Source organism: Variovorax sp. PEI5, assembly GCF_056679935.1.
Genome location: NZ_JBWXPH010000004.1, coordinates 364,285 through 375,957, shown reverse-complemented (window position 1 = coordinate 375,957; position 11,673 = coordinate 364,285). Strand labels below are relative to the sequence as shown.

Here is an 11,673-nt window from a genome sequence, read left to right as displayed (position 1 = left end):
CCCGTGCCTCAGGCCAGCTCGCGCTCGACCTGCTTGGCGATGATCAGGCGCTGGATCTGGTTGGTGCCCTCGTAGATCTGCGCCAGCCGGACGTCGCGGAAGATGCGCTCGATGCGGTACTCGCGCGAGTAGCCGTTGCCGCCATGCACCTGCAGCGCGTTGGAGACGTGCTTCATGGCCATGTCGGTGGTGAACAGCTTGGCCTGCGCGGCTTCCTTGGCGTAGGGCAGGCCGGCGTCGAAGACGCGCGCCGCGTGGTGGATCAGGAGCCGCGCGGCGGCGATATCGGTCGACATGTCGGCCACCATGAACTGGATCGCCTGGAATTCCATGATCGGCTGGCCGAACTGGCGGCGCGTGGTGGCGTAGGCCACCGCGTCCTCCATCGCGGCCTGCGCCATGCCCAGCGCCATCGACGACATCAGCAGGCGGCTGAAGTTGAAGTTGCCCATGGCGGTCTTGAAGGCCTGGTTCTCGGCGCCGATCAGCGCGGTCTGCGGCACCCACACGTCCTGCAGCACGATCTGGCAGTCCTCCAGGCCATGCATGCCCAGCAGTTCCTCGTTCTTGCCGCGGCCCACGCCCAGCGATGCGGCATCGACCAGGAAGCAGCTGATGGCGCGATGGCCGGCGCCCTCGCCGGTGCGCGCGAAGACCATGATGCGGTCGGCCACGCCGCCGAGCGTGACCCAGGCCTTGGTGCCGTTGAGCACCCAGCCATCGCCGCTGCGGCGCGCGGTGGTCTGGATGCTGGCCGCGTCGGAGCCGAAGTCGGGCTCGGTCATGGCGGTGGCGAAGACGATCGAGCCGTCCAGGATGCCGGGGATCAGCGCGCGCTGGCTCTCGTTGCCATGGTGGTGCAGGAACAGCGCCGCCTCGACGGGAATGGCGAAGGCGTTGCCGATGGCCGCCGAGCAGCGCGCCAGTTCCTCCATCACCAGGCAGACGCTGACCGTGTCCAGGCCCGAGCCACCGGCCGCCTCCGGCAGGCTGACGCCGAACAGGCCGAGTTCGGCCATGCCGCGGTAGAGGGTGCGGTCGAACATGTCCTCGCGGTCGATGGCGGCGGCGCGCGGCAGGATCTCGCTCTCGGCGAAGCGGCGCGCGGTGTCGCGCACCGAGGTCTGGTCTTCGGTCTGGAAATGGCTCATGGTGCGATGGCGTGGTCGGTGGTTTCGTCGCTGGCGAGGTGGCCCTCGTGGGCGACCTCGTCGCGCTCGCGATCGAGGAAATAGATGGCGACGTTGTGCGCCGGCGTGTCGAAGCAGGCCGCCAGGGCCGGCGTCATGGCCTCGGCGGCGGCGCGGCGCCGGTCGGCCGAGCGGCGATAGGCATGGACCTTGACGAAGACGCGGGCGCCACGTTCCGGCAGCCCGAAGATGCCTTCGTGGGCATAGTCGTCGGCCCCCAGCGGCACGAAGTAGATCGTCACGGTCGATGGCGCGACATCGAAGCCGCGCACGATGCCGTCGGTGACGGCGGGAACCAGGAGCGCCTTGCGCTCGGCGGCGGCGCGGGGCGCCAGGATCTCGACATAGGGCATGGGAGGCTCGATCTCAGGAGGTGGGCAGGGCGGCGCAGGAGGCGCGTTCGAGCAGCCGCGAGCCGATGCGGTACTCGCGCCCGCTGTTGGCGACGCCGCCGATGCGCGACATCAGGCGGTCGACCGCCAGGTTGGCCATGTCGGCCGCGCCGCTGTCGACCACGCTGAGGGCCGGGCGCTGCCACTCGAACCAGGGCGAGTCCTCGTAGAACAGCAGCGACAGGTCCGAGGGGATCGACAGCCCGCGCTCGGAGATCACGCGCAGCACGCCGAGCGAGGACTCGTGGTTGGCCACGAACAGCGCCGTCGGCGGCACGCCCAGGGCGAGCAGGGCATTGGCGCCGGCCACGCCGGTCTCCGGCAGGTAGCGGCCGCGGTGGATCAGCGCCGGATCGACGGTCAGGCCCGCTTCCTGCATGGCCCGGGTGTAGCCCGCCAGACGTTCCTTGCCGGAGGTGGTGTCGCCGGGGCCGACGATCAGGCCGATGCGCCGGTGGCCCAGCCCCAGCAGGTGCTGCGTGCCGGCATAGGCGCCCTCCATGTCGGCCGCCAGGATCGATTCGAGCGTGGCGCCGACGACGCGGCGCACGGCGCAGACGACCGGGATCCCGGCGTGCTCCATGGCCAGCAGCGCGGCGCCGTTGCCGCCGGTGGGCACGGCCACGAGGCCGTCGACGCCGTGGTCGACCAGGGTCTGCAGGATCTCGCGCTCCTGGGCGACGTCGTCGTTGCTGATGCTGAGGATGACCTGGTAGCCCAGCGCCTGCAGGCGGGCCTGGACGACCGAGGCGAGGACGCGGAAGGAGGCGTTCTCGAGGTTGTGAACGGTCAGGCCGACCAGGCGCGACTTGCGCGTCTTGAGGGCGCGGGCCACCGTGTTGGTGCGGTAGCCGATGGCCGCGGCGACCTGGACCACGTGCTTCTGCGTGGCCTGGTTGATCAGGCTGGAGCCGGCCAGGGCGCGCGAGGCGGTGGCGATGGAAACATCGGCGGCACGGGCCACGTCGCGCAGCGTGACGGTCATGGGGCTGCTTTCGGGAGAGGTTTGATTGCAAACGATTGCATTGATGGACTGTAGAGCAGTTGCCAATACAGAGTCAACACGTTGTTGAGAAGATCAGAAGGTTTGGAGATCCGATATTGCAAACGATTGCAATGATGTTGCATACTGCCGGCCATTCATCCGATCGAGCTCCCATGACATTTCCCATCACCGGCATCGGCGGCGTCTGGCCGGCCACGCTCACGCCCTTCGACCCCGACGGCGCCATCGACGACGCCGCGCTCGCCACCCACGTGCGGGAGGTCGCGGCGACGCCCGGCGTGCGCGCCGTGGTGGTCAACGGCCATGCCGGCGAGACCTCGTCGTTGAATCGCGCCGAGCGCGCCCGGGTGGTGCGGCTGGCGGTCGGCGCCGCCGGCCGGGTGCCGGTGGTGGCGGGCGTGGTGGCCGAGGACCCGCGCGATGCCCGCGACCTGGCCGCCGATGCCGCGGAGGCCGGCGCCTCGGGACTGCTGCTGTTCCCGCCACTGATGTTCGCCGGTGGCGCGGCGCTGCGCCCCGAGATGGTGCTGCGCTTCGTGCGGGACGTGGCGCGGGCCTCGGCCTTGCCGATCGTGCTGTTCCAGCTGTCGCGCGCCTCCGGCCTGGCGTTCTCGACCGAGCTGCTGGTGCGCCTGTGCGCCGAGGTGCCGGAGATCGTCGCCATCAAGGACGGCACCGACGTGCCCGAGGTCTACGAGGACAACCTGCGCGCCCTGCGCCGGCTGCCGCGTCCGCCGACCGTGCTGGCCACCAACAACACCTGGCTGATGGCCTCGCTGGTCTATGGCGCCAACGGCATCCTGTCGGGCCTGGGCAGCGTGGCGCCGCAACTGCTGGTCGAGCTGCACGATGCCGTCGCGGCCGGCGACCTGGCGGCGGCCCGCGCCGTCAACGACCGCCTGGTGCCGCTGTGCCGCGCCTTCTATCGCGCGCCCTACCTCGATGCCCACAACCGCATGAAGACCGCGCTGCACCTGCTCGGCCGCCTGCCGCATCCCGATCCGCGCGCGCCGCTGCTGCCGCCGGACGACGACGACCGGCGCCGCATCCAGGCCGCGCTGGTGGCCGCCGGCCTGCTGGCCGACGAGCGCTGAGGCGCCGCCCGCCCCTCCGATCCTCCCCTCGATCCACCGAACCCCATCCCCCCGACATGACCGACTTCCGCGGCACCTACACCATCATGGTCACGCCCTTCGACAGCGAGGGCGCCGTCGACGTGCCGACGCTCGAGCGCTATGTCGACTGGCAGATCGAGTCCGGCATCCACGGACTGATCCCGCTCGGCTCGACCGGCGAGTTCCTGTCGATGGACGACGACGAGATCGAGCTGGTCGCGCGCACCGTCGTCGAGCGCAGCGCCGAGCGCGTGCCGGTCATCATCGGCACCACGGCCGAGGACACCCGCGTGGCGGTGCGCAAGAGCCGCCTGGCCGAGTCGCTCGGCGCCGATGGCGTGATGGTGCTGCCGCCGTTCTACTGCACGCCCACCGACGACGAGATCGAGCGGCACTACCGCACCATCTCGGATGCCATCGGCATCCCCATCATGGTCTACAACAACCCGGCCGTGACCAATGTCGACCTGCGCCCGCCGATGCTGGCGCGGCTGTCGGAGATCGACAACTGCCGCTACGTCAAGGAGTCGACGATGGAGGTGACCCGGGTGCGCGACATCGCCCGGCTCACGGATGGGCGCATGGCGGTCTTCGGCGGCGTCATGGGCTTCGAGTCCTATGTCGAGGGCGCGGTGGGCTGGGCGGCGGTGCCATCGAATGGCGCCCCGGCCGAGATGGCGCGGCTCTACGACCTGGTGCAGGCCGGCGAGCTGGCGCAGGCCCGCGCGCTGTCGTTGAGGTACTTCCCGATGATCGATTTCGTCTTCGGTCAGGCCTACGTGGCCGGCACCAAGGCGATGCTCGCGGCCATGGGCCTGCCGGTCGGCGCGCCGCGTCCGCCGCGCCTGCCGATGGGCCCCGAGGGCCACGCCGCCGCCCGCCGCCTGGTCGACGACCTCGGCCTGCAGATCGTCCACCCCGCCTGAAGGAGTCCGCCATGAACGCCATCCCGTCGATGCCGCCGTCCGCCGCCCCCGAGGCCGGCGCCCCGAATCCCGAACTCGTCATCCGCATGGTCGACGTGCAGAAGTGGTATGGCGACTTCCAGGTGCTGCGCGACATCAACCTGGAGGTCCGGCGCGGCGAGCGCATCGTCATCTGCGGGCCCTCGGGCTCGGGCAAGTCGACGCTGCTGCGCTGCATCAACCGGCTGGAGGAGCACCAGAAGGGCCAGATCGTGGTCAACCGCGTCGAGCTCACCGACGACATGCGCCGCATCGATGCCGTGCGGCGCGATGTCGGCATGGTGTTCCAGCACTTCAACCTGTTCCCGCACCTGACCATCCTGGAGAACTGCACGCTGGCGCCGGTGTGGAGCAAGAAGTACTCGCCCAAGCAGGCCAAGGAGGTCGCCATGTCGTACCTGACCAAGGTCAAGATCCCCGACCAGGCGCACAAGTACCCGTCGCAACTCTCCGGCGGTCAGCAGCAGCGCGTGGCGATCGCGCGCGCGCTGTGCATGAGCCCCAAGGTCATGCTGTTCGACGAGCCGACCTCGGCGCTCGACCCGGAGATGGTCAAGGAGGTGCTCGACACCATGGTCTCGCTGGCCGAGGAGGGCACCACCATGCTGTCGGTCACGCACGAGATGGGCTTCGCGCGGCAGGTCGCCAACCGGGTGATCTTCATGGACCGGGGCACCATCGTCGAGGAAGCCGCGCCGGCCGACTTCTTCGGCGCGCCGAAGCACGAGCGCACGCGCCTGTTCCTGAGCCAGCTGCTGCACTGAGGCGGCGAGGGCGGCGCCGGACACCCGGCCGCCCGGTCCGCGTCAGCCCCGCGCCGTCGCCAGGATCGCGCGCGCCCGGTCGATGTCGATGTCGACATCGGCGCCGGCCCAGGCGATGAACTGGTCGGGCCGCACCAGCACCAGGCGCGCGGCATAGCGCGCGGCCTCGCTGCCATCGCCGGCCTCGTCGACCACCACGTGCAGCGGCAGTCCGACGGCCTCGGCGGCGGCGCGGAAGGCCGCGACGGCCGCCGCGTCGGCATCCAGCGCCAGCAGGGTGTAGCCGGCGTCGAAGGTGTCGTAGACGTCCCGGCCCGAGCCCAGCACCGCCGGCGCCAGGTGATGACCAGCGCGGGCCTCGAAGCGATGCGAGCCCATGGCGCTGGAGACGCGGGCGGCGCCGGCGGCCGGTGTCACCACCGGGGAGCCCTCGTAGTGGGGTTCGAAGGCATGCACCTCGCCGACGGCGCCCTGGGCGCGGGCCTGCCAGGCGGCTTCGAAGGCCGGCCGGTCGCGCGCCGGATCGAAGGTCTCCAGGAAGTCGCGGTCGGCCTCGATCGAGCGGGCGATGAAGTCGCGCATGGTCGAGGCGAACACCGGCCGGCGTTCGGCATCGTAGGAATCCAGCAGCGCCTCGCCGCCCCAGCCACGCAGGGTCGCGGCCAGCTTCCAGCCCAGGTTGCGCGCGTCCTCCAGGCCCGAGTTGACGCCATAGCCGCCATAGGGCGGATGGCTGTGCGCCGCGTCGCCGGCGACGAAGACGCGCCCGGCGCGATAGCGGTCGGCCATCATGAAGCGCAGGTCCCAGAAGCCGATGTGCTCGAACTCGACATCGAACGGCGCGCCGACGGCCTCGTGCAGGTAGGCCTTGAAATCGAAGTTGTCGCGCGTCGTGCCCGGCGGCACCGGCGCGTGGAAGAACCAGGTGGTGCCGAGGTCGACGCGGCCGAAGAACTTCCAGTAGCCCTGGAGGCCGGGCTGCAGCACGTTGTAGTAGGACTTGCCGGGATAGCGCTCCAGCAGCCGGTGCAGCTCGTGCGACCTGAACACCAGCAGCACCATCACGCGGTCGTGGTCGGTCTTGGTCTGGGTGATGCCGGCCTGCTCGCGCACCACCGAGCGGCTGCCGTCGCTGCCCACCGCATAGGCCGCCCGGACGACGCGCCGGCCGGCGCCGTGGCGCTCGCCGATGGTGACCGACACGCCGTCGTCGTCCTGCGTCAGCCCCAGCCCGTCCCAGCCGTAGATCGTCGTCACCGAGGGCAGCTCGGCCACGCGCTGGCGCAGCACGGCTTCCGTCGCGTACTGCGGCAGGCGCTCGTTGGCGGTGTGGTAGTAGGGCTTGACCAGGTCGCGCTGCAGCCAGTCGTAGGTGTAGGGTCCCAGCAGCGAGCCATGGGCCGTCAGGCCGCCGATGCCATAGTCGCGCGGGATGGTGCGCGCCGCGCGCAGGGCCGCCTCGGCGCCCCAGAAATGGAAGTGCTCCATGGTGCGCTGCGTCAGGTTCTGGCCCTTGGGGATGGGCTGGGGCTGCGGATAGCGCTCCACCACCACGGTGCGGATGCCGCGCTGTCCGAGTTCGATGGCCAGGCCCATGCCGACGGGGCCGCCGCCGACGATGAGCACTTCGGCCTGTTGCGGCGCGTTCGCGCCGGTGGTGGCGCTGTCTAAGTTGTCCGATGTCATGGATGGGTTCATTCCGCGGTGATGTTCTGGGCCTTGATGAGATCGGCCCAACGCCTGGCGTCGGTGGCCATGAGGCGCCCGAATTCCTCGGGCGTGCCGTGCGCGGGCGTCATGCCCTGCGACTCGAAGGCCTTGGCGACCTCGGGCTGGGCCAGGATGCCGCCGAGCGCCTGGTTCAGGCGGTCGATCGCGGGGCGGGGCGTGCCGGCCGGGGCGAGCACGCCGTACCACATGTCGACATTGAGGTTGCCCAGCTTGAGCGTCTGCAGCGACGGCACGTCCGGCAGCAGGGCGTTGGGCTGGTCGGAGCTGATGCCCAGCGCCTTGAGCTTGCCGGCCCTGACATGCTGCAGCGCGACGTGGATCGGCAGGAACATGACGTCGATCTGGCCGCCCAGCAGGTCGGTCACGGCCGGCGCGGTGCCGCGATAGCCGATGTGCGTGAGCGACACCTTCGCGCGGTTCTTCAGCAGTTCCATGGCCAGGTGGTGCGGCGTGCCGGTGCCCGGCGAGCCATAGTTGAGCGCACCCGGACGGGCCCGGGCGGCGCTCAGCAGCCCGGCCAGCGAATCGATGCCCGCGCGCGGACTGGCCACCAGGATCAGCTGCCCCCAGCTGGTCAGGCAGACCGGCGCCAGGTCGGTCAGCGGATTGAAGCCCAGCCTGGGGTAGAGCGCGGAGTTCATGACCAGCGTGTTCACGCTGACCAGCAGCGTGGTGCCATCGGGGGTCGCGCGGACCACCTCCTGGGTGCCGATGTTGCCGGCCGCGCCGGGCTTGTTGTCGACGAAGATCGGCCGCTTCAATTGCGCCGTCAGTCCCGGCGCGACCTGGCGGGCGATCAGGTCGATGCCGGTGCCGGGGGTGAAGGGCACCACCAGTCGGATCGGCGCCTCCGCGTTGCCCTGCGCCCAGCCCGTGGTCCAGGCCGCGGCGCCGAGCGCGCCCAGCACCAGGCCGCGGCGACGCGTGATGCGCGTCGATGCGATGTCATTGCTCATGGGTTGTCTCCGGATTCTTGAAAGAGAATTACAACCAAACGCCTGGCTTGCATCAAACGGAACTTATTGATGAACTCGTCAAGAAAGCTGATGAATCTCAGCGCTCGCCAGTTGCACGCCTTCCTGGAGATCGGTCGCCTCAAGAGCTTCGCCCGCGCCGCCGAGCAGGTCCACCTGTCGCCATCGGGCATGAGCATGCTGGTCAAGGAACTGGAGGAGCAGGTCGGCGCCCGGCTGTTCGACCGCACCACCCGCGCCGTCACGCTGACCGAGGTCGGCCTGCGGCTGCAGCCGGTGGCCGAGCGCATCGTGCAGGAACTGCGCGGTCTGGGCGACGTGGTCGAGGGCACGCAGGCGGCGGTGCGCCAGCGGCTGCAGATCGCCGCCACGCCGATGGTCTCGGCCAGCCTGCTGCCGGCGGTCCTGCACGACTTCGCCATCGCCCATCCGCAGGTCCGCATCGGCATCACCGATGTCGATGTCAACCAGGTCCGGCAGGACGTCATGGCCGGCGAGGCCGATCTCGGGCTGGGCTTCTTCGTCCGGCCGGCGGTCGGACTGCTGCGCCAGCCGCTGTGCCGGTTCCGGCTGATGAGCATCCGGCCGCCTGGCGCGGAGGGCGGAGGGCGGTGGCCGGCGGCCCAGCCAGTCCTGGCAGGCGCTGGCCGAGGTGCCGCTGATCAGCCTGCCGGCCGACAACCCGATGCAGGTCGTGATCGAGAAGCACCTCGCCGCCGCCGGACGCCCGGCGGGCGAGCGCCAGCGGGTCAACCTGATCGGCACCATCATCGCGCTGGTGCGCGCCGGGCACGGGTGCGCCGTGGTCCCGTCCTTCGTCCTGGACGACTGTCTGCGCCTGGGACTGGACGTGCGGATGCTGCGCGATCCGGTGGCCCCGCTGGACCTGTTCCTGGTCTCGCGCCGGGGCCAGAAGCCCGGCGCCGCGGCGCTCGCCTTCACCGCCGCGCTGCGGGCCGCGGCGGCGCGGTTGGCGCACTAGGGGCGCAGCGCCGCCGGGCCCGGCACCCTCAGCCCGGCGCCGCCGGCAGGATGCCCGCGTGGCGCAGGTGATTGGCGCGCACCCGCTCCAGGTGCTCGACCATGGCACGGCGCGCGCCATCGGCGTCGCGCGCCTGCAGCGCGCGCACCACCGCCAGGTGTTCCTCGCGCGCCGGCACCAGGCGCTCGGGCGCGTGGGAGAGGTCGCGCATGCGCAGGCGACGATGGATGTCGGTGATCAGCGCGCCCAGCGAGCGGTTGCCGCAGTGGGCCACCACCAGTTCGTGGATCTCCTCGTCGAGCCGGGCCTCGGCGTGCGGGTCGGCCCGAGAGGGGTCGAGCTGCTCGCGCAGGCCCTGCTCGATGCGCGCCAGGACGGCGGCCGGCGCGCGCGTCGCGGCCAGGGATGCCGCCTCGCCCTCGAGCAGCACGCGCAGCGAGAGCAGCTCCAGGTACTCCGTCAGGCCCACCTCGCGCACCACCAGCATGCCATTGGGGCGTTGCTGCAGCACGCCTTCGCCCAGCAGGCGGCTGATGGCGGCGCGCATGGGTGTGCGCGAGACCTCGAAGCGTTCGGCCAGGCGCCGCTCCTCGATGGCGTCGCCGGGCTCCAGCGCGCGTTCGGCGATCAGCGCCAGCAGGGCCTGGTAGGTCTGTTCGGAGACGCTGTCGGTCGCGCGCCGGCCGGCCGCGACGAGGGCTTTCGCGCGCGGCGGGCGCGGATCGGTCGGCATGTGGATGTCGCTCATGCGGCCATCCATCCGCCATCGACCAGCAGGTTCTCGCCGGTGATGAAGCTGGCTTCGTCCGAGGCCAGGAACAGCGCCGCGCTGGCGACGTCCTCGGGTTGGCCCAGGCGCGGCATCGGGGTGCGGGAGCGCGAGTAGTCGAGCCAGCGCGGCTCGACCGCGCGCCCGCTCTTGCCGGTCAGGATCTTGCCCGGCGCCACCGCGTTGCAGACGATGCCCTGGGCCGCGTAGTCGGCCGCGATCTGGCGCGTGATGTAGGCCACGCCGGCCTTCGAGGTGCCATACGACACGTCCTGCGGCGCGGCGATCATGCCGTGCTGGGACGAGATGTTGACCAGCCGGCCGCGCGTGCCGTCGGCGCGCGGGTCCTGCGCCAGCATGGCCCGCACGGCGGCGCGCGCCATCAGGAACACGCCCCCCAGGTTGACCGCCATGACGCGGTTCCAGTCGGCCAGGCTGAGTTCGGTCAGCGGCCGGCCGACGCTGATGGCGGCATCGTTGACCAGCACGTCGATACGGCCGTCGCGCGCCAGCAGGAAGTCGACCGCCGCCTGGGCCGCGGCCTCGTCGGCGACATCGGTGAGCACCAGGTCGGCCACGGCGCCGCTCGCGCGCAGCAGCTCCAGTGTCGGCGTGCCGCCCTCGCGCGGCGTGGCGGTGACGTCGGCCAGCACCAGGCGGGCGCCCTCGGCGGCGAAGCGCAGGGCGATGGCGCGGCCGATGCCCGAGGCGGCGCCGGTGACGAGGATGGATTTGCCTTCGAGGCGATTCATGCGGGATTCCCGGGCAGGTCGGTCGACGCAGCGGTGGCGGTGGTGGCGGTGTGGCCTGACGGCCGGGCGTAGTCGCCTTGCAGTTCGGCCACGGCGGCGCGCAGGGTCTGCAGCGGTCGCCAGCCGGTGTCCTCGCGCAGGCGCCGGGTGTCCAGCGCCGCGCGGTCCACCGGCAGGCCATAGCGTACCGTCGGCGCGTCGCCGGGACCAGCCAGTCGCCATTCGAAGGCCGGATCGGTCTCCGCCAGCAGGGCGCACCATTGCGCGAGGTCGCTCGGCGTCTCGCCGCCGACGTGGTAGAGCGCATGGCGCAGGTCCGGGGCGCGCAGCAGGGCGACCAGGGCGGCGGCGGCATCGCGCGAGTGGATCCAGTCGGCGCGCATCGGCCGCGGCAGCACCACCGCCTCGCCCCGGTGCATCGATTCCAGTGCCTGGGTGTGCGGGCTGAGCGCGTCGCGCACGCCGGTGCCGTATTCCCAGGGCCCGTAGACCGGGCCCAGCCGCGCGACGCGCGCGTCCAGCCCGCGCAGCCCGGCCAGCCGCAGCGCCGCCTGCTCGGCCGCCAGCTTGGTGATGCCGTAGAGGGCGGCGGGCGCTGGGGTCGCGGTGGCTTCCTCGTAGCGCTCGCCCGGTGGCGGCGTCACGCCATAGACGGCGACCGAGCTCAGCACCAGCAGCCGCCGCACGCCGCTCTCCAATGCCGCGCAGCGCTGCAGCAGGTTGACGGTGCCGCCGATGTTGACCTCCACCACCGCCTCCGGTTCGCGCGCCTCGCGCTCGGCATCGGGCGTGATGGCGGCGGCGTGGATCACGTGCGTGACATCGGCGCGATGCAGTGCGGCATCGACATCGGCCGCCGAGCGGATGTCGCCCGTCACCAGCATCGGCCCCGGGCTCGGCATGCGATCGAGCAGGGCTTCGGGCGGGGGGTGGCGGTCGAACAGCACCACCGGCTCGCCGTGTCGCAGCAGGCATTCGGCCAGCGCCAGGCCGACGAAGCCGCAGCCGCCGGTGATGAGGGTCGTCGTCATGG

At 71.4% G+C, this 11,673-nt stretch carries 12 protein-coding genes and 1 pseudogene; 5 read left to right on the top strand and 8 right to left on the bottom strand.

All coding sequences use genetic code 11. The features are described from left to right. Positions 1 to 8: 8 nt before the first annotated feature. The 3 genes from AC1MLT_RS23450 to AC1MLT_RS23440 are packed head-to-tail and all read right to left on the bottom strand — an operon-like array spanning position 9 to position 2,567. A complete protein-coding gene (locus AC1MLT_RS23450; protein ID WP_481036889.1) occupies positions 9 to 1,151 on the bottom strand; it encodes an acyl-CoA dehydrogenase family protein in 1,143 nt (380 codons plus the stop codon). Then, entirely contained in the window at positions 1,148 to 1,543 is a 396-nt protein-coding gene (locus tag AC1MLT_RS23445; protein WP_481036887.1) for a tautomerase family protein, read from the bottom strand. Before AC1MLT_RS23445 ends, AC1MLT_RS23450 begins: the two co-directional genes overlap by 4 nt. Positions 1,544 to 1,556: 13 nt before the next feature. Beyond that, on the bottom strand, positions 1,557 to 2,567 hold the full coding sequence (locus tag AC1MLT_RS23440; RefSeq protein WP_481036885.1) for a LacI family DNA-binding transcriptional regulator: 1,011 nt from the start codon (positions 2,565 to 2,567) through the stop codon (positions 1,557 to 1,559). Between the two features lie 173 nt (positions 2,568 to 2,740). On the opposite strand from AC1MLT_RS23440, the gene AC1MLT_RS23435 reads away from it, so the two are divergent. The 3 genes from AC1MLT_RS23435 (at position 2,741) to AC1MLT_RS23425 (ending at position 5,432) form a co-directional block, all read left to right on the top strand. After that, positions 2,741 to 3,682, top strand: coding sequence for a dihydrodipicolinate synthase family protein (locus tag AC1MLT_RS23435; protein ID WP_481036884.1), 942 nt, complete (start codon positions 2,741 to 2,743; stop codon positions 3,680 to 3,682). Positions 3,683 to 3,738: 56 nt separating this feature from the next. Continuing rightward, a complete protein-coding gene (locus AC1MLT_RS23430; protein ID WP_481036883.1) occupies positions 3,739 to 4,629 on the top strand; it encodes a dihydrodipicolinate synthase family protein in 891 nt (296 codons plus the stop codon). 86 nt (positions 4,630 to 4,715) lie between these two features. Further along, positions 4,716 to 5,432: an amino acid ABC transporter ATP-binding protein gene (locus AC1MLT_RS23425; protein ID WP_481036968.1), complete on the top strand. Its 717-nt coding sequence runs from the start codon at positions 4,716 to 4,718 to the stop codon at positions 5,430 to 5,432. 42 nt (positions 5,433 to 5,474) lie between these two features. Here the strand turns inward: AC1MLT_RS23425 and AC1MLT_RS23420 are convergent, their stop codons facing one another. Both AC1MLT_RS23420 and AC1MLT_RS23415 read right to left on the bottom strand, forming a co-directional pair. Continuing rightward, positions 5,475 to 7,118, bottom strand: a complete 1,644-nt coding sequence (locus tag AC1MLT_RS23420; protein WP_481036882.1) for an FAD-dependent monooxygenase — start codon at positions 7,116 to 7,118, stop codon at positions 5,475 to 5,477. 8 nt (positions 7,119 to 7,126) lie between these two features. Next, entirely contained in the window at positions 7,127 to 8,119 is a 993-nt protein-coding gene (locus tag AC1MLT_RS23415) for a tripartite tricarboxylate transporter substrate binding protein (RefSeq protein WP_481036881.1), read from the bottom strand. Positions 8,120 to 8,188: 69 nt separating this feature from the next. On the opposite strand from AC1MLT_RS23415, the pseudogene AC1MLT_RS23410 reads away from it, so the two are divergent. Next, positions 8,189 to 8,671 (top strand): annotated as a pseudogene (locus AC1MLT_RS23410) (LysR family transcriptional regulator); the annotation flags it as partial. Between the two features lie 118 nt (positions 8,672 to 8,789). Continuing rightward, the gene (locus tag AC1MLT_RS23405) at positions 8,790 to 9,119 is read left to right on the top strand and encodes a LysR substrate-binding domain-containing protein (RefSeq protein WP_481036880.1); all 330 of its coding nucleotides are present in this window, start codon (positions 8,790 to 8,792) and stop codon (positions 9,117 to 9,119) included. A 28-nt stretch (positions 9,120 to 9,147) separates the two neighbouring features. Here the strand turns inward: AC1MLT_RS23405 and AC1MLT_RS23400 are convergent, their stop codons facing one another. From AC1MLT_RS23400 to AC1MLT_RS23390, 3 genes are read right to left on the bottom strand one after another with little or no spacing between them, the layout of a single operon-like run. Then, positions 9,148 to 9,867: a GntR family transcriptional regulator gene (locus tag AC1MLT_RS23400; RefSeq protein ID WP_481036878.1), complete on the bottom strand. Its 720-nt coding sequence runs from the start codon at positions 9,865 to 9,867 to the stop codon at positions 9,148 to 9,150. Beyond that, entirely contained in the window at positions 9,864 to 10,640 is a 777-nt protein-coding gene (locus tag AC1MLT_RS23395) for an SDR family NAD(P)-dependent oxidoreductase (protein ID WP_481036876.1), read from the bottom strand. The genes AC1MLT_RS23400 and AC1MLT_RS23395 overlap by 4 nt, the downstream gene beginning before the upstream one ends. Beyond that, complete coding sequence (locus AC1MLT_RS23390; RefSeq protein WP_481036874.1) at positions 10,637 to 11,671, bottom strand: NAD-dependent epimerase/dehydratase family protein; 1,035 nt, start codon at positions 11,669 to 11,671, stop codon at positions 10,637 to 10,639. Before AC1MLT_RS23390 ends, AC1MLT_RS23395 begins: the two co-directional genes overlap by 4 nt. Between the last annotated feature and the right edge of the window lie 2 nt (positions 11,672 to 11,673).